The following is a 16,934-nucleotide window of genomic DNA, read 5'->3' as shown; positions in this document are numbered from 1 at the left end:
TTAATTATTCGAAAACTATAATTTCGAATATTTTATTCCAATTTTTACCCGTAACAAAAATGGTTTTGGTTTTTGGGTTATAGGCTATTCCGTTCAGGACATCATCAGGGGTTACTTTCAAAAATTGGCGTAATCCCGACATATCAAGAATTCCTTCTACAGCTCCGTTGCTAGGATTTACGACCGCTATGGCGTCCTTTGTCCAAACATTAGTGTATATTTTGCCTTCAATCCATTCCAATTCATTGATGGCTTTCACTTTGGAACTACCGGAATAAACATTAATGTAGTCAATCATTTTTTGGGTTTTGGGATCCATTTTCCAAATTTTCTCGGTTTTGTCCGTTTGATAAATATACGTGCCATCATTCGTCATTCCCCAACCTTCGATGTCTTTCTCGTAGGTGAAAGTTTTGAGGAGCTTCCATGTTTTGGAGTCGTATATAAAACCAGTTTTATTCTGCCACGTTAATTGAAATAATTGATTGTTAATAAACGTAATTCCTTCGCCAAAATACTGATCATCCAGTTTCAAACTTTTATATATTTTTCCAGTTTTATAATCTGTTTTTAACAATTTAGACTTTCCGTTTAGTCCCGTACTTTCGTACAACGTATCTTTATAAAACTCTAAACCTTGCGTAAAAGAAGTAGTGTCATGTGGATATGTATGTATGATTTTGTATTTGAGTAATTTGGGTACAACCGCGGATACGAGTTCAATTCTAGCCGTAGCTTGGGCATTTTCGCCATCATAATACACGACAGCTTTTAAGTTTTGATAGCCTAATTTTTGGTTTTTTAACCCCCATTTAAAAACTTCTATTCCCTTTGTAGCAGCTATTTTTTTATCATTCGAAAAGTAAACAACACTATCAATTTTTTCTGAATTGGTGTTTACAATAGCTAACGAAAGTGCGTCTTGAGGTAGATATTGCGCTTTGAAACTAGTGATATCAAAAGTAAATAAGGTATTTTCTTCTTTTTTGATACCGTTGCAATTAACCAAAGTGATTCCTAATAAAATGATAGATAGGAGGTTATATTTTTTCATAAGTATAAATTTTAATGCCCCAATATACAACGTTATTTTTAATCATTAAAGCACTTGCAAAAATATAAAAAGATTGTATATTTGCACTGGCAAGTCCTACACGACCAGCTCCTGCAGACTCCCCCAGGATGGGAACATAGCAAGGGTACGTGGTTGAGCGGTGCGATGTAGGTCGCTTGCCATTTTTTATAAAATTTATACACAAAGTAGTCTTCCTTCGGGAGGATTTTTTTATTTTTACCCTATTTGAAGCGTAAGAGTTAAAGTTTAAACACTTATAGGTAAACAAGCGGTTTGTAAAAAAAACCACAGCTCACAACTTTTAAAACACAACGCATAACTCATAACGAATAACACAAAACTCATAACTTTTAACACCTAACCAAAATGAATAAAGTCGTATTAATCACAGGAGGTTCATCAGGAATAGGAAAATCTATTGGGGAATTTTTACATCATAAAGGATTTGTGGTGTATGGAACGAGTCGCAATCCAGAGCGGATTTTAAATTCGGTTTTTCCATTAATGGCTATGGATGTTCGAGATGCGGCTACAATTCATTTGGCTGTTGCCAAGGTTATAGCCATTTCAGGCCAACTGGATATTGTGATTAACAATGCTGGTGTTGGAATTACAGGTCCTTTGGAAGAAATTCCAATGGAGGAAATCAAGAATAATTTCGAAACTAATTTTTTTGGTCCCATCGAAGTAATAAAAGCTGTTTTGCCACAAATGCGTCTTCAAAAATCTGGGGTAATCATTAACATTACTTCCATAGCAGGTTATATGGGCTTGCCGTACCGCAGTGTTTATTCGGCTTCCAAAGGCGCATTGGAATTGATAACCGAATCCTTACGAATGGAAGTAAAATCCTTTGGCATACAAATCACGAATGTGGCACCAGGCGATTTTGCAACCAATATTGCCGCAGGACGGTTTCATGCCCCAGTTATAACAGGTTCAGCCTATGAGCAACCCTATGGAAACACGCTGCATAAAATGGACAATCACGTAGATAGCGGCAGTAATCCAAACGAAATGGCAACAGCAATTTATAGTATTATTCAAAATCCAAACCCAAAAATTCATTATAAAGTGGGTGCTTTTATGCAAAAATTTTCGATTGTATTGAAGCGCATTCTTCCTGATAAAGTGTACGAAAAAATGCTAATGAATCATTATAAATTGTAAATATGGTAGATTTATTAACCTCGCTTTTGCCAATTATCATAATTGTTTTTATTTGGATTTTTATATTATTTCGCTTTAAAAAACATTTTAAAACCAACAAATACAATGAAAAACAAGATGAAATGATTGGTTTACTAAAAGAAATCAAGGACGAACTCAAACAATTCAATCAAAGAAATAATCCAACATAAATATATTTTTGAAAGACAATTATAAATCACAATTTGATGCCTCTTTTTTAAAATTAAGTTTCAATATTGATTTTTGACCTCGCAATTGCCATTGAAATTGATCCTGATTTCGTAATTTTGCACCTAATTTTTCAAACACACCTTTAAATACAATTTATATTATGAAATTTTTTATTGATACCGCTAATTTAGCTCAAATTAAAGAAGCACAAGCACTAGGCGTTTTAGACGGAGTAACAACAAATCCATCCTTGATGGCCAAAGAGGGAATTACAGGAAAAAACAACATTTTGAAACATTATGTTGACATTTGTAATCTTGTTGAAGGCGATGTAAGTGCCGAAGTAAATGCGTTGGATTACGACGGAATGATCAAAGAAGGAGAAGAATTAGCCGATTTACACGAACAAATCGTGGTGAAACTACCCATGACAAAAGAAGGTGTTATGGCAGCGAAATATTTCTCGGATAAAGGAATCAAAACCAATGTAACACTAGTATTTTCAGCAGGTCAAGCGTTATTGGCTGCCAAAGCTGGTGCGACTTATGTTTCTCCATTTATTGGTCGTTTAGATGATGTTTCTACCGATGGTTTAGCACTTATTGAAGAAATTAGATTGATTTATGACAACTACGGATACGAAACTCAAATTCTTGCAGCTTCGGTTCGACATACTATGCATATTGTAAACTGTGCTAAACTTGGTGCCGATGTTATGACAGGACCACTTTCGGCAATTTATGGTTTATTGAAACACCCATTAACAGATATTGGATTGGCGCAATTTGTTGCCGATTTTGAAAAAGGAAACAAATAGTTTTCATTTTATACCTAATATTGAATCCAAAAAGAAACCCCATTCAGTAATTGAATGGGGTTTTCTTCTTTAATAATCTTTTCTACTTTTTAAATCGAAACAGCTTCTTTTCGCTCTAATAAAGCCATATAAAAACCGTCAAAACCAGATTCTGATGCTAGTATTTTTTGATCTTTTATAAAATTAAATTCCTGACCAATAGCCGTTTTCAAAAACTTCTCTACTTGTTCTTGGTTTTCAGAAGGTAAAACGGAGCAGGTTGCATACACCAACTTACCGCCTGGTTTTACAATTTTCGAATAATTTTCTAGGACTTCGGCTTGTACTTTTCGGATATTATCAATGAATTCCGGTTGCAATTTCCACTTGGCGTCGGGATTTCTTTTTAGAACTCCTAAACCACTACAAGGGGCATCAATAAGAACCCGATCAGCTCTTTCGTGCAGTTTTTTAATCACTTTTGTAGAGTCTATAATACGGTATTCTATGTTAAAAGCACCGTCTCTTTTGGCTCTTAATTTTAATTGTTTCAATTTGCTTTCGTACAAATCCATAGCAATTAATTGTCCTTTATTTTCCATCAAAGCGGCAATATGAAGTGTTTTTCCACCTGCACCAGCACACGTATCGACTACTCGCATACCCGGTTTCACGTCAAGAAATGCAGCTACTAATTGGGAATTAGCATCTTGAACTTCAAAAAAACCAGCTTTGAAAGCATCTGTCAAAAACACATTGGCTCTTTCTTTCAAAACCAAAGCATCGGGTTGCTCCTTTAGCATATCGGTTTCTATATTCAAGTCCATGAGTATCGCACGCAATTGCTCTCTGGTTGTTTTTAAGGTGTTAACCCTCAAAATCACTTTGGCGGGTTGATTTTGGGCTGCAATTTCTGTTGTCCATACTTTTTCGCCCAACTCTTTTACACCCAATTCATCCATCCAATCTGGAATAGATTCTTTTAGGGCTCTTACTTTCGAAAGTTCGTCAAAACGTCCTTTTATTTTACGTTCTGGTGTACCTTCTAATTGACGCCAATCAGGGATTGGGTAGCCGCGTAAAACTGCCCAAACCGAAAACATTCTCCATAGATTGTCTCTATCAAAAGGTTCTTTTACTTCGGCTATTTCGGCATATAATCGTTTCCAACGAACAATTTCGTAGATGGTTTCGGCAACAAACTTTCTGTCCGAGCTTCCCCAACGTTTGTCTTTTTTTAGGGATCTTGCTACTACTTTATCGGCATATTCTCCTTCGTTAAATATGGCATTCAATGCGTCAATGGTAGTGTAAACTAAATTTCTGTGTAATCTCATTTTAAATAATTGAGCTGCAAAGGTACTATTTATTGATTAAAAGTGATGCTTATATTTTTGACCAAAAAAAAAGCTATTTTATGAGAATCATTTTCCTGTTTTTTGAATCTCCCAGAAAACAAACTATACTACAAAAGCAACTTTAAAACGCTATTTTTATGTTTGAGAGATTAATGCGGTAATTTATCCTTTAGAACTCCATAGCAAAAAGTACCTACAAGAGCACCAATAAGTACTAAAACCAAAGGTAAAAAACCAGCACCCAAAAGTATAAAAATAGGCCCTGGACACGAACCAACCAACGCCCACCCGAGTCCAAAAAAAAGACCTCCAATATAATAGCGAGCAGCAACTTTTTCTTTATCCAAAATTGCAATGGGAAGTCCCTCAATATCTTTGACTTTTTTTTGCTTTATGATTTGAATTCCAACTATTCCCGTTGCCACTGCAACCCCAATAATTCCGTACATGTGAAAAGATTGAAACTGAAACATTTCATAAATTCTATACCATGATACCGCTTCGGATTTGGTTAAAACAATACCAAAAATCAATCCTACTAAAAAATATTTGAATCCTTTCATACCTTAAAAAATTAGTGGAAATAAAAAATAAACCATGATTAATCCTCCAATAAAAAAACCAATAACAGCTTTTAACGAAGGAAGTTGTAAGTTACTCAAACCAGATATGGCATGTCCAGAGGTGCAACCGCCAGCATAACGAGAGCCAAAACCAATTAAAAAACCACCTATAACCAACAAGAAAATACTTTTGGGAGAGTGAAAAATTTGATTTCCAAAAAGCGTATTGGGCAACAATTTTCCGTTAGGAGCATCGATTCCTAATGTTGCTAATTGCTGGATTGTTTTGGGATTAATAGCCACATTAGATGGGGCACTCATGTAGGTAACGGCAATAAAACCGCCCACCATAGCGCCTAAAACTACGATTAAATTCCACCGTTGCGATTTCCAATTAAAGTCAAAAAAAGCAACTCGCTTGCCAACTCCAGTCATAGCACAAAGACTGCGAAGGTTAGAGGACATCCCAAATGTTTTGCCAAAATAAACCAGACAAAGCATAATCATACCTATTACAAACCCCGAAATGTACCAAGGCCAAGTTTGATAAATAAAATTCATATTGTTTTTTTATACAAAGGTAAAAAGCTTTTGGTTGATTTGTGTGAGAAGTGTCACATTCGTAAAAAAAGTAGAAAACCGACTGGAATTCCATAAAACCAGAACTTCTGTTTATCTTTGCAGCACTATCCAGCCAATTATTTTGGTATCATTATTGCACTGAATTTTCATCATAAAACTGTACTTAAAATCATGAAAAAAATAACGCTTTTTATTCCTTTATTTGTCTTTTTTGCTTCTTGTGTTAGCACCAAATCTACTTTGAAAAATGTGGATGATACTGCGCCAAATTTAGAACTAACCAAAGAAAATACTTTTGTAATTACACAATTTAGTACCGACAAAAAATATGGTTTTGACAAAGATTATCCCATCAACATTTTCTTTAAAAGCACCAAAGAAGACACCATCAATCAACAAAGCTTTTTGAATGCTTTGGCTGGACCAAAAGGAGAGAAAATAACGTATACCAAATTAGAAAGTTGTTGCCCATTCCCAACCAAAAGAAGCGATATGGGAGCTGGTTTTCTAGACGTTTACGAATTGAAATGGGAAGGTCAAAAAAAACCAATCGTACTGTATTTAAACATCTACGAAAAAGGAATTTTGAGGGTTCCTTTTGGACTTTCGTTAAAAAAATAAAAAAGCTGCAGCTTCATAAAAGGGAAATCTTTTTTCTTCCAATAATATCGTACGGATGGGTTTGAAACCGTCTCTGCAAATAATCATAAAACTTAATCTAAAATTCACATTTGATAATTATCTTTGCACTTTATAAAAATTCATTATGAACATACAGCATATCCCACAAATTAAACATACTGATAGCGGAAATTTCTTTTTACTTGCTGGTCCTTGTGCCATTGAAGGCGAAGAAATGGCAATGCGAATTGCCGAAAAATTAGTAGGCATTACGGATTTATTGCACATTCCTTTTGTTTTCAAAGGATCTTTCAAAAAAGCCAATCGCTCTAGAATTGATAGTTTCTCTGGAATTGGTGACGAAAAAGCGTTGAAAATTCTTCGTAAAGTTTCGGAAACCTTTGGAGTACCAACCGTTACGGATATTCATACCAATGAAGATGCCCAAATGGCAGCACAATATGTTGATGTCTTGCAAATTCCCGCTTTCTTGGTGCGTCAAACGGATTTAGTTGTAGCTGCAGCCAATACAGGTAAAGTAGTCAACCTTAAAAAAGGACAATTTATGAGTCCCGAAAGTATGAAACACGCCGTGCAAAAAGTACTGGATTGCAACAACCAAAACGTGATGATTACAGATCGCGGTACTATGTTTGGTTACCAAGACATGATTGTAGATTTTCGTGGCATTCCTACTATGCAAAACTATGCGACAACAGTTCTTGACGTTACCCACTCCTTGCAACAACCCAATCAAACTGCTGGTGTAACTGGCGGAAGACCTGATATGATTGAGACCGTTGCCAAAGCAGGCATAGCCGTAGGTGTAGACGGAATTTTTATAGAAACTCATTTTGATCCTGCAAATGCCAAAAGTGACGGTGCGAATATGCTTCATTTGGATTATTTTGAAGCTTTAATGACAAAGTTAGTCGCCATTAGACAAACCATAAATCAATTTTAAATTTTAATACAACGACCTTGAAAAAAACAATTTTAGTAACAGCATTATTTGTTGTGTTTTGTTTATCAAATACTTTTGCACAAGAAGATATTAAAATACAAGATAAATACTCGGCTCATAATAAAGGGAAAATCTTTATTTCTTGGGGCGGTAACAGAGATAGTTACACCAAATCTGATGTGACTTTTAAAGGAAACGATTACAATTTTACCCTATACGATATTTCAGCACATGATAAGCCAAAAGGCTGGCATGCAGATTACATCAATCCCAGTAAAATGACGATACCGCAAACCAATTTCAGAATGGGGTATTTTATTAATGATCATTACAGTATAGCTATTGGTTGGGATCACATGAAGTATGTAATGACACAAAATCAAACCGTTGACGTAACCGGTTCTATTAATTTACCTACTGATCAATCTGGATCATATTACAACGGAGTTTATACTAATACACCTGTTGATTTGTCTCAAAATGGTGCTAAAGAAGGTGGTTTTGAGAAAGGTACTATCCAGCAAGGAATTCCTGCTTTTTTAATGTACGAACACACAGATGGTTTGAACTACGTCAATACAGAATTTTCAAGACATGACGATATTTCGAAATGGTTTGCTTTGACTAATACAGATAAAGTTCAAATTAATTTAACTGAAGGTTTAGGTGCAGGACTCATATTCCCTAAAACAAATGCTACTGTTTTAGGTAAAGAACGTCACGATGATTTTCATGTTTCTGGTTTTGGAACTTCGCTAAAAGCGGGACTGAATGTGACTTTTTTTAAGCATTTTTACATTCAAGGAGAGCTAAAAGGCGGGTACATTAATATGCCTGATATTAGAACAACCGTAAGTGCCGACGATACAGCATCGCAACACTTTTTATTCTTCCAGCGCATTATTGCTTTTGGAGGAATATTCAAGATTTAAACAAAGCATTGTTTCAAAAAGTAAAATTTTTGTAGTACTAAAAAAAAGCCGTTTCTAAAATCTTTAGAAACGGCTTTTTTTATTAAATTAATGCCATTTGTTTTTTCCAAAAGAATAGGATACTTTAAAAAAGATACCATTATTGCCCCATTTAAAATCCCCATTTAAATGATCTTTTATGGCATCAACCTTGAAATTAAAACCAGTTAAACCCGAAGATAAATCTAAATTTTCTAACACTTTATAAGTAAATGCTCCATCAAAACCCAGAATTGTTCCTTTGATATCATTAATTTTTAGCGCAAAATAGTTAAACTCACCATTAAATGCAAAACGGTTACTAAAAGCATATCCGCCCCAAATACCAAAGTCTGGCAGTGGTGCCGTAAAACCAAAATCATCACTTGTTTTTATTGATATATTTGAATCTGCTAATGAAATTCCTGCTTTGGCTCCTACTATATGTGTACCTATTGATAATCCCAATTCGTAATCGGGTTTACTGATCAGGGCATAACCATAGGAAAAACGAAAGATTGAGGTATTAAAATAAGAATTTACTTTAGCATCAATTTCGTAGGTATTATCTCCAAAATTAATTGATTTTTGAAGGCGATAATTGGCATTTCTGTGGAGATTATAATAGTTTAAAGTAAATTTAGATCTACTTGTTGACCTCCAATCAATCCCAGCCAGAAAGGTTGGTGAGTATTTACTAAACCCTAAATCGCTTTCAAAATCTACTCCAGTTCCTATAGATCCAGAGCTATTCCCTAAACTGATATTGGTATTATTTAGTGCTTCGTAGAAGCCCGCTGCAATTTTGAATCGCTCCACAAACCAAGGTACATCACGTTCAACTTTATCTTTTTTTAATGTGATAACTTCATTATTAACAAATACATTTTTCTCAAAATTATAACTCAATTTTGCACTATCAAAATGATTTTTGTCGTCATTCCTATTTGAATGAGAAGTAATTTGTCCGTAAGAAAATTTAAAAAAAAGGAGCAATACCGTAGAAATTATAATTTTTTTATTCATGACACAAAATTATTGGAATGATTATTAAAAAAACTTAATTAAAATTACAAAAAAAAACAAACCCTTTTAATTATTTCTACTTTTATAAAATGCCTTCATGTTATTCTTTAAGTGAATTATTAATTGAAGGCACACTTTTTTTATGTTACTAGTTCTAGATTTAATCGAAACTACTCTTAATAACTTCAAAATTGTTTTGCTTTTTTTGAAAAAAAATAAAGCAAGCTATCAATTAATGACCAAAATAATTTAATTTTAATATCTAAAACTAAATCACAGTACATGAAAAATTTAATTAAAACCAAAAATCATGTAATCGTCCTTTGCATGATGATTGCATTTCTTTTTATCCAATTGGATATAAGTGCACAAAACAGAAGAGGCAATGGTGGTGGATCAGCTCCTTCCCGAAATTCGGTTTCTAGACCCAGTCGGCAACAAGTTTCAAGACCAACTGCAACCCCAAACAGAAGACCCGCAACTGCTAATACAGGCAATAATAGAGTGACTAGAGATCGAGTAAATAATGCTACTACTGATAGAAATCGCCCTTCAAGAGACGTAAACAAGCCTAATAGAGTTGGTGATGATAAAAAAATTGGGAACCACAATAAAATTGGGAATGGCAACAATAATAATGTCAACATAAATATTGACAAGAGTAAAGACATCAACATTCGAAATAATCGAAATACTGTTGTTCGACATAACAATTACAACCGTCCCTACAGCCGTCCTCCTTACCGCTACGGTGGGTACCGCTACAACTGCTATCATCCGTATTATTACCATCCATACCGTCCTTTTTATTGGGGACCAGTTTGGCATCCGTGGGGATTTTTTGTAACTACATTGGCAGTAACAGCCATTATAGTAAGTGTCGAAAGCAATCAATACCATTATGACCAAGGTGTGTGGTATTCACCATCAAGTTCAGGATACAATGTAGTTGCAGCCCCCGTTGGTGGTACAATAGTAACTATTCCAGATGGAGCAGAAACAGTAAATACGGGCACTGTAAATAATTACTACTACGGTGGAACGTATTACGAAAAATCAGATGGTGGGTATACGGTTGTTCCGCCTACTGCTGGAACAATTGTAGATAAATTACCTGAAGGCGGCAAAGAAGTAAAAATTGGAACCATTACTTATGTAAAATTTGGAGAAACCTATTACCAACCAGTTCAAGTAGATGGACAAAGCAAATATGAAATTGCAATGGTCGAAGAGGATAAAAACTAAATATAATTTATTTACAAAAAAAAGCCGCAATTGTAACCTACAATTGCGGCTTTTTTTGCTTTTTAGAAAGGACTAAACTGTTTTTCGCTCCCCAATTTGTTGTCGCCACATGGCGTAATACAAGCCTTTTTCGTTCAATAAATCTTGGTGTTTGCCTTCCTCAATGATAGTACCTTGCTCCAAAACATAAATTCTATCAGCGTGCATAATGGTCGATAAACGGTGGGCAATCAATACCGTAATTTGGTCTTGCTTGGACGAAATACTGCGAATGGTTTGTGTAATTTCCTCTTCGGTGATGGAATCTAATGCTGATGTGGCTTCATCAAAAATAAGCAATCTCGGACTTCTTAACAAAGCTCTCGCTATAGATAAGCGTTGTTTCTCGCCTCCCGAAACTTTAATTCCGCCCTCGCCAATAGTAGTATTCAAACCATTTTCGGCACGTTCTAATAAATTTTGGCAAGCCGATTTTTGCAACACGTCATTTATTTCGGCATCGGTTGCATTGGGTTTTACAAATAGTAAATTGTCCTTTATAGTCCCCGAAAACAATTGTGCATCTTGGGTTACAAAGCCTAATTGTTGTCGCAACTCGGTCAAATCAATCTCTTTGGCATTGATTTCATTATAAAAAATTGTCCCTTCCTCGGGTGTGTACAACCCAACTAGCATTTTGACCAAAGTAGTTTTACCACTTCCCGAAGGCCCAACAAAGGCAATTGTTTCGCCAGCTTTGGCTTCAAAAGAAATGTCTTTTACAGCATAAGTCGAAGCCGTTTGGTGCTTGAATGAAATGTTAGAAAATCGCAAATTATTGATGAATCCCATTGTTTCGGGATGCAAGGGTTTCTCCTCACTTTTGGAGTGCATCAAATCGCTAAAATTATCCATCGAAGCTTTCGTCTCGTTGTAAGTAGCGATAACATTCCCCAATTCTTGCAACGGATTAAACAAAAAGAAAGAGAAAAACATCAGTGTAATCAAATCACCTGGTTTTATAATTCCTTGAAAAATAAACATATACAAGGCAAAAACCAAACCTGTTCGCATAAAATGTACGGTTGTTCCTTGTACAAAACTCAACGAACGAATAAAACGTACTTTCTTTAATTCAAGTCCTAATATTTTTGTGGTCGTACTATTCAAGCGGTTGACTTCTTGCTCGGTCAATCCCAAACTTTTTACGAGTTCAATATTACGTAAGGATTCTGTGGTAGCACCAGCCAAAGCAGTGGTTTCGCCAAGGATTTCTCGAGAAACTTTTTTTATTTTTTTTCCCAAAAAAGAACTGATAAATGCAATAACCGGAACGGTTGCTAGAAAAATAGGACCCAATAACCAGTGGATATTTATGGCATAAACCACCACAAATGTAATCCCAATCAGCGTTTGAAAAACCATTGAAATGGCCAATGTGATAAACTTTTCGCAATCAATTTTTACTTTTTGAAGCTTGCCTAATGTTTCGCCACTGCGTTGGTCTTCAAAGTCTTGGTAAGGCAACTGCAAGGCTTTTTGAATACCTTCGGTGTACATTTGGGCACCTGTTCTTTGAATGATAATATTGGTAAAATAATCTTGGAAATTTTTGGCAACTCGAGATAACATCGCCGCAGCAAGTGATAAACCCAACCAGCCAGCAACGGCTTTGGTAAAAGCAGCATAATTATGATTGAAAGTAGCGACTCCTACACCGCACTGATTCAGTAATTTACCTATAATAATCGAATCCGATAAGGAGAAACATTGGTTGATAGCTGCCAAAAAAAGTGCCAAAAACAACAATCGTTTGTGTACTTTGATATACGTATATAATATTTTCATAGTCTGTTTTAAAATTAAAAAAGCAAATTTACAACAATGGAACGCAAGTTTTGCATTTACTAAAAATGAAATTCGGTATTCCTGAAAAACTAAAGTATGTCTATACTACCCTTTCCTTCCCGCACCACAACAATCTCATCGCCTGACAAATCGATAATGGTAGAACCCATATTATCGCCATAACCGCCATCAATTACGAGGTCAACTAGGTTTTGCCATTTCTCAAAAATAAGTTCGGGGTCTGTGGTGTATTCAATCACGTCATCCTCATCGTGAATCGAGGTAGAAACGATAGGATTGCCCAATTGCCGTACGATTTCTAGAGCAATTGCGTTATCAGGAACTCGGATTCCCACAGTAGTTTTCTTCTTGAACTCCTTTGGGAGGTTATTATTTCCAGGCAAGATAAAGGTATAAGGCCCTGGTAAAGCTCTTTTTAAAATCTTAAAAGTTGCCGTATCTATTTGCCGCACATAATCCGACAAATTACTTAAATCATGACAAATAAAAGAGAAATTGGCTTTGTCGAGTTTGATTCCTTTTATTTTGGCAATGCGTTCCAAAGCTTTGGTATTGGTGATATCACACCCCAAACCATAAACAGTATCGGTGGGATAAATGACTAATCCGCCGTCTTTTAACACCTTTACTACTTTTGCAATAGCGGCTTCGTTGGGCTTGTCGTTGTATATTTTTATAAATTGTGCCATTTTTTTTAAATAAAGAGAATAGAAAAAAGATAAAAAAATCCGTGTTTTAATGCATTAACAATCACCCAATTATATCCAATTTCGCAAAACGCAAAAGCAATTTCTTAATGCCGCCTACTTCAAATTTGATTTCGGCTTTTTTATCTGCGCCAATTCCTTCCATATTGATGACTTCTCCTTTGCCAAAACGCTCGTGCATGACTAGATTTCCAGCAACTAGTTTATTGTCAAATAAATTGGCATTGCCAGACGCACCATTACTGGCAACCGGTTTTAATTTTCGGATAGTACTGTCTGGTCGTACCCCACCTTCGGAGGTGGAAGCACTTGGTGGCGTTCCTCCTATTGGCTTTGCCAAACGCAACTTGGATTTATCTACATCGCCAAAAATATCACTATCAATCATGGGTTTGTAGCGGTAATTATTTTCCTCGGGAGTGAGGTATTCTAGGTATTGCCCGTCTATTTCCTCTATAAATCGGGAGGGTTCGCTATCCGTCAATTTTCCCCAACGGTAGCGGGACTGCGCATACGTGAGGTACGCCTGATGCTCGGCACGAGTCAAGGCAACATAAAACAAGCGGCGTTCCTCCTCAAGTTCGCTACGGGTGCTCATACTCATGGCACTCGGGAACAAATCTTCCTCCATTCCTACCACAAAAACGTGTGGAAATTCGAGCCCTTTGGCCAAGTGAATCGTCATTAATGCCACTCGATCTTCATCGGACGTGTCTTTGTCTAAATCCGTAGCTAACGCCACATCTTCCATAAATTCGGACAAGGCACCTCTTGCGCCATCAATTTCTTTTTGCCCCTCGGTAAAATCTTTGATTCCGTTTAATAATTCCTCAATATTTTGGATTTTCGCCATTCCCTCGGGCGTGGCATCTTTTTTTAATTCTTGTACCAATCCTGTTTTTTTGGCTACATAATCGGTGATATAAAACGCATCCTGATTTTCGTTTATGACCTGAAAACTCTGAATCATGGTCACGAAATCTTCGAGTTTATTTTTGGTTCCCGCATTGAGTTTCAAATCTATTTTGTCAATATTTTGCATCACTTCCCAAATCGAACGCTTGTAATGATTGGCAGCAATGGTCAATTTCTCTACGGTCGTATCGCCAATTCCTCTTGCGGGATAATTAATCACACGTACCAAAGCTTCCTCATCCTTGGGGTTGATGACCAATCGCAAATAACACAACACATCTTTAATTTCTTTTCTTTGGTAAAAAGACAACCCGCCATAAATCCGATACGGTATATCGCGTTTGCGCAACGCATCCTCCATGGCACGAGATTGGGCATTGGTGCGGTACAAAATGGCAAAAGCACCGTTGTGCAACTGGTTTTGCATTTTTTGTTCCCAAATGGTACTGGCTACAAACCTGCCTTCCTCGCTGTCGGTCATGCTGCGGTGTACTTTTATTTTGGGGCCAAAATCATTGGCAGTCCAAACAATTTTATCCAGTTTTATTTTATTTTTATCGATAATCGTGTTGGCGGCTTCGACAATATTCTTGGTCGAACGGTAATTTTGTTCCAATCGAAAGGTTTTTACACCCTCATAATCTTTCTGGAAATTCAAGATATTATTGATATTTGCCCCACGAAACGCATAAATACTTTGAGCATCATCGCCTACGACACAAATGTTCTGAAACTTATCGGATAAAGCCCTTACAATCAAGTATTGGGAGTGATTCGTATCTTGGTACTCATCCACCAGAATGTACCGAAAACGATTTTGGTATTTGGCCAAAACTTCAGGGAAACGAGTTAGTAATTCATTGGTTTTCAATAGTAAATCATCAAAATCCATCGCACCAGATTTGAAACATTTATCGACATAATTCTGATAAATTTCGCCCAATCGTGGTTTTTTGGCCATGGCATCCGCCTCTTGCAATTCGGGATTATTGAAATAGGCTTTTACGGTAATCAAGCTGTTTTTGTAACTCGAAATTCTGCTCAACACCTGCTTGGGTTTGTACACATCCCGATCCAATTGCATCTCCTTGATAATCCCCGAAATACAACGCAAGGAATCCTGTGAATCATAAATCGTAAAATTAGAAGGATACCCCAAATGATCCGCTTCCGAACGAAGAATTCGGGCAAAAACCGAGTGAAAAGTCCCCATCCAAAGGTTTTTGGCTTCACTCGCCCCCACGATATCCGAAATTCGTTTTTTCATTTCTCTTGCTGCTTTATTGGTAAATGTAAGCGACAAAATGCTAAACGAATCCACGCCTTGGCTCATCAAATAGGCAATTCGAATGGTCAAAACTCTTGTTTTTCCAGAACCTGCACCCGCAATAATAATCATGGGGCCATCCTTTTGTAAAACGGGTTCTCGTTGAGCTTCGTTGAGTTGTTCTATGTATTTTTGCATGAATAATTTCTATTGATTGCAAAAATAAGAATTTAAGAATTAGAAAGTAGGATTAAAACCGAATCAAAAGTGGACTTTTTTATAAAAAATAAAAGGACGTATTTTAAAGTTGTGAGACAATTACATTTTAGAAATTATATTTTAAAACATAGACTAATTACTATTTTGAAAAACTAGTAGAAAATGGGAATAGTTACTTGCAAAAATCAGTCAATAAAAGGTGTTTTTAACTACACAAAGAAAAATTACTCCATAAAAAAGAGGATTACACATCCTCTTGGTATTCGCTCTCATAATTTTTATTATGTTGTAACTTGTTGATAGTAGATATTAAAGTTACTTTCATTACTAAACAAAATCTTAAAGAAAAGTCTAACTGTTTTGAAAAGAACTTATTTGGTAGAAACAATGACTCCATCTACAACAAAAGTATTACCATTTTCAAGTATAACATTATAAACTGAATCTACTTTTCGGTAGTTTTTTTGAATATTCGATACAATATATGTTAAAGTTTCGCCTAGAGTATTCACAACTAAAACCTCATTACCATATTCCAATTCGTCAATTCTCTTAATACCATTATTTGTCAAAATAGGATGATTTGCAGTTGCTTCAATTACTTTTTTACCATCTATTATAGATGGATTTGAAAAGGTTTCGGAATTATCAGCATAAAGCTCCTCTTTTTGAGTGAATGTTATTTTATAGACTTCATATTTACTTTCATCATGTGTAACTAATTTTTTAACTTTAGACGTAGTTAGTTTCTTTCTAATATTGTCATAAACCACTAATGTATCTTCATTGGTAATAGTTTCAATTGTTTTGTATTGCATATTCTGGGTTAATACCATAGAGCCTTTTGAAAAACAGACATTATTATAATCATTAGTAAGTTGTCCAATTAAATTCATCATTGCCCAAGTAATCGGAAGATAAGCTGTTGTCTGCAAATTTGTGTCTCGCAAATCAATAAAACACTTATCCCAAATTTCTTTTGAAGATTCTTGTGTAGGGATACAGAAATATTTTGTTTTACCTTCAATATTTTTGTATATCATTACCCATGCACATACTTTGTAGTTACTCTCAATAACGAGTGCTTTAAATTCAACTTCTCTTTTACCATCAGTAGAATTTGTATTGCGAATCAACTTGTCCCATAAAAAGTAACCTCTTTTCATATCGAGCCCACTTTTCATTTGGATTTCCAAGCCTTTTGTTACATAATTGTATACTTCAAGAGTTGTTGCCTCTTGACTAGTATTGTAGTTGAACTCTTGCCCATTAACTTTGGAAACGAACACAAAGAATAAAAGGATCATAAAATAGACAGGGCAAACGCATCATATTGCATAAAAATAAGTACTAAAAAACTTGTTAATTAAATATAATATAACTACATTAACGCTTAATAATCAATATATTAAGCAGTTTTTATGTCAGGTAATTTA

16 protein-coding genes and 1 other RNA gene are annotated in these 16,934 nt (G+C 35.5%); 8 read left to right on the top strand and 9 right to left on the bottom strand.

Going from position 1 to position 16,934, the window contains the following annotated elements; all coding sequences use genetic code 11:
• Window positions 1–4: 4 nt before the first annotated feature.
• Window positions 5–1,054 carry a glutaminyl-peptide cyclotransferase gene (locus FNW21_RS00085; RefSeq protein WP_144254692.1) on the bottom strand — a complete coding sequence of 350 codons (1,050 nt, stop codon included), beginning with the start codon at window positions 1,052–1,054 and terminating at the stop codon, window positions 5–7.
• 87 nt (window positions 1,055–1,141) lie between these two features.
• On the opposite strand from FNW21_RS00085, the gene ffs reads away from it, so the two are divergent.
• From ffs to fsa, 4 genes are all read left to right on the top strand, one after another.
• Window positions 1,142–1,239, top strand: an RNA gene (gene ffs / locus FNW21_RS00080) — signal recognition particle sRNA small type.
• A gap of 202 nt (window positions 1,240–1,441) precedes the next feature.
• Window positions 1,442–2,245, top strand: a complete 804-nt coding sequence (locus tag FNW21_RS00075) for an SDR family oxidoreductase (protein WP_144254691.1) — start codon at window positions 1,442–1,444, stop codon at window positions 2,243–2,245.
• Between the two features lie 2 nt (window positions 2,246–2,247).
• On the top strand, window positions 2,248–2,436 hold the full coding sequence (locus tag FNW21_RS00070) for a hypothetical protein (RefSeq protein ID WP_144254690.1): 189 nt from the start codon (window positions 2,248–2,250) through the stop codon (window positions 2,434–2,436).
• Window positions 2,437–2,597: 161 nt separating this feature from the next.
• A complete protein-coding gene (gene fsa / locus FNW21_RS00065; RefSeq protein WP_144254689.1) occupies window positions 2,598–3,254 on the top strand; it encodes a fructose-6-phosphate aldolase in 657 nt (218 codons plus the stop codon).
• 89 nt (window positions 3,255–3,343) lie between these two features.
• On the opposite strand, the gene FNW21_RS00060 is transcribed toward fsa, so the two are convergent.
• The 3 genes from FNW21_RS00060 to FNW21_RS00050 all read right to left on the bottom strand — a co-directional run bounded on the left by FNW21_RS00060 (window position 3,344) and on the right by FNW21_RS00050 (window position 5,715).
• Window positions 3,344–4,570, bottom strand: a complete 1,227-nt coding sequence (locus FNW21_RS00060) for an RsmB/NOP family class I SAM-dependent RNA methyltransferase (RefSeq protein ID WP_144254688.1) — start codon at window positions 4,568–4,570, stop codon at window positions 3,344–3,346.
• A gap of 170 nt (window positions 4,571–4,740) precedes the next feature.
• The gene (locus FNW21_RS00055; protein WP_144254687.1) at window positions 4,741–5,154 is read right to left on the bottom strand and encodes a DUF6691 family protein; all 414 of its coding nucleotides are present in this window, start codon (window positions 5,152–5,154) and stop codon (window positions 4,741–4,743) included.
• Between the two features lie 3 nt (window positions 5,155–5,157).
• Window positions 5,158–5,715 (bottom strand): YeeE/YedE family protein, encoded by a 558-nt coding sequence (locus tag FNW21_RS00050; protein WP_144254686.1) that lies wholly within the window; start codon window positions 5,713–5,715, stop codon window positions 5,158–5,160.
• A gap of 192 nt (window positions 5,716–5,907) precedes the next feature.
• On the opposite strand from FNW21_RS00050, the gene FNW21_RS00045 reads away from it, so the two are divergent.
• The 3 genes from FNW21_RS00045 (at window position 5,908) to FNW21_RS00035 (ending at window position 8,253) form a co-directional block, all read left to right on the top strand.
• Window positions 5,908–6,357 (top strand): 2-dehydro-3-deoxyphosphooctonate aldolase, encoded by a 450-nt coding sequence (locus tag FNW21_RS00045; RefSeq protein WP_144254685.1) that lies wholly within the window; start codon window positions 5,908–5,910, stop codon window positions 6,355–6,357.
• 145 nt (window positions 6,358–6,502) lie between these two features.
• On the top strand, window positions 6,503–7,321 hold the full coding sequence (kdsA, locus tag FNW21_RS00040) for a 3-deoxy-8-phosphooctulonate synthase (protein ID WP_144254684.1): 819 nt from the start codon (window positions 6,503–6,505) through the stop codon (window positions 7,319–7,321).
• 17 nt (window positions 7,322–7,338) lie between these two features.
• Complete coding sequence (locus tag FNW21_RS00035) at window positions 7,339–8,253, top strand: hypothetical protein (RefSeq protein WP_144254683.1); 915 nt, start codon at window positions 7,339–7,341, stop codon at window positions 8,251–8,253.
• An 87-nt stretch (window positions 8,254–8,340) separates the two neighbouring features.
• On the opposite strand, the gene FNW21_RS00030 is transcribed toward FNW21_RS00035, so the two are convergent.
• Window positions 8,341–9,297 (bottom strand): hypothetical protein, encoded by a 957-nt coding sequence (locus tag FNW21_RS00030; RefSeq protein WP_144254682.1) that lies wholly within the window; start codon window positions 9,295–9,297, stop codon window positions 8,341–8,343.
• Between the two features lie 282 nt (window positions 9,298–9,579).
• On the opposite strand from FNW21_RS00030, the gene FNW21_RS00025 reads away from it, so the two are divergent.
• Window positions 9,580–10,542, top strand: a complete 963-nt coding sequence (locus tag FNW21_RS00025; RefSeq protein WP_144254681.1) for a DUF6515 family protein — start codon at window positions 9,580–9,582, stop codon at window positions 10,540–10,542.
• A 72-nt stretch (window positions 10,543–10,614) separates the two neighbouring features.
• On the opposite strand, the gene FNW21_RS00020 is transcribed toward FNW21_RS00025, so the two are convergent.
• The 4 genes from FNW21_RS00020 to FNW21_RS00005 form a co-directional block, all read right to left on the bottom strand.
• Window positions 10,615–12,369, bottom strand: a complete 1,755-nt coding sequence (locus FNW21_RS00020; RefSeq protein WP_144254680.1) for an ABC transporter ATP-binding protein — start codon at window positions 12,367–12,369, stop codon at window positions 10,615–10,617.
• Between the two features lie 89 nt (window positions 12,370–12,458).
• The gene (locus FNW21_RS00015) at window positions 12,459–13,079 is read right to left on the bottom strand and encodes an L-threonylcarbamoyladenylate synthase (protein WP_144254679.1); all 621 of its coding nucleotides are present in this window, start codon (window positions 13,077–13,079) and stop codon (window positions 12,459–12,461) included.
• A gap of 61 nt (window positions 13,080–13,140) precedes the next feature.
• Window positions 13,141–15,477: an ATP-dependent helicase gene (locus FNW21_RS00010; protein WP_144254678.1), complete on the bottom strand. Its 2,337-nt coding sequence runs from the start codon at window positions 15,475–15,477 to the stop codon at window positions 13,141–13,143.
• A 392-nt stretch (window positions 15,478–15,869) separates the two neighbouring features.
• Entirely contained in the window at window positions 15,870–16,664 is a 795-nt protein-coding gene (locus tag FNW21_RS00005; RefSeq protein WP_144066613.1) for a Hint domain-containing protein, read from the bottom strand.
• Window positions 16,665–16,934: the final 270 nt, after the last annotated feature.

The sequence above is a fragment of the Flavobacterium restrictum genome, from assembly GCF_007097245.1.
GTDB classification, from domain to species: Bacteria; Bacteroidota; Bacteroidia; order Flavobacteriales; family Flavobacteriaceae; genus Flavobacterium; species Flavobacterium restrictum.
The sequence above is the reverse complement of the archived record's forward strand: the minus strand, read 5'-3'. Positions and strand labels throughout refer to the sequence as shown.

What these genes read in the sequence shown, in the direction of transcription:
- FNW21_RS00085 (WP_144254692.1), bottom strand. Translation starts at nt 1,054, where the DNA reads ATGAAAAAATATAACCTCCTATCTATCATTTTATTAGGAATCACTTTG.
- FNW21_RS00075 (WP_144254691.1), top strand. Translation starts at nt 1,442, where the DNA reads ATGAATAAAGTCGTATTAATCACAGGAGGTTCATCAGGAATAGGAAAA.
- FNW21_RS00070 (WP_144254690.1), top strand. Translation starts at nt 2,248, where the DNA reads ATGGTAGATTTATTAACCTCGCTTTTGCCAATTATCATAATTGTTTTT.
- fsa (WP_144254689.1), top strand. Translation starts at nt 2,598, where the DNA reads ATGAAATTTTTTATTGATACCGCTAATTTAGCTCAAATTAAAGAAGCA.
- FNW21_RS00060 (WP_144254688.1), bottom strand. Translation starts at nt 4,570, where the DNA reads ATGAGATTACACAGAAATTTAGTTTACACTACCATTGACGCATTGAAT.
- FNW21_RS00055 (WP_144254687.1), bottom strand. Translation starts at nt 5,154, where the DNA reads ATGAAAGGATTCAAATATTTTTTAGTAGGATTGATTTTTGGTATTGTT.
- FNW21_RS00050 (WP_144254686.1), bottom strand. Translation starts at nt 5,715, where the DNA reads ATGAATTTTATTTATCAAACTTGGCCTTGGTACATTTCGGGGTTTGTA.
- FNW21_RS00045 (WP_144254685.1), top strand. Translation starts at nt 5,908, where the DNA reads ATGAAAAAAATAACGCTTTTTATTCCTTTATTTGTCTTTTTTGCTTCT.
- kdsA (WP_144254684.1), top strand. Translation starts at nt 6,503, where the DNA reads ATGAACATACAGCATATCCCACAAATTAAACATACTGATAGCGGAAAT.
- FNW21_RS00030 (WP_144254682.1), bottom strand. Translation starts at nt 9,297, where the DNA reads ATGAATAAAAAAATTATAATTTCTACGGTATTGCTCCTTTTTTTTAAA.
- FNW21_RS00025 (WP_144254681.1), top strand. Translation starts at nt 9,580, where the DNA reads ATGAAAAATTTAATTAAAACCAAAAATCATGTAATCGTCCTTTGCATG.
- FNW21_RS00020 (WP_144254680.1), bottom strand. Translation starts at nt 12,369, where the DNA reads ATGAAAATATTATATACGTATATCAAAGTACACAAACGATTGTTGTTT.
- FNW21_RS00015 (WP_144254679.1), bottom strand. Translation starts at nt 13,079, where the DNA reads ATGGCACAATTTATAAAAATATACAACGACAAGCCCAACGAAGCCGCT.
- FNW21_RS00010 (WP_144254678.1), bottom strand. Translation starts at nt 15,477, where the DNA reads ATGCAAAAATACATAGAACAACTCAACGAAGCTCAACGAGAACCCGTT.
- FNW21_RS00005 (WP_144066613.1), bottom strand. Translation starts at nt 16,664, where the DNA reads ATGAAAAGAGGTTACTTTTTATGGGACAAGTTGATTCGCAATACAAAT.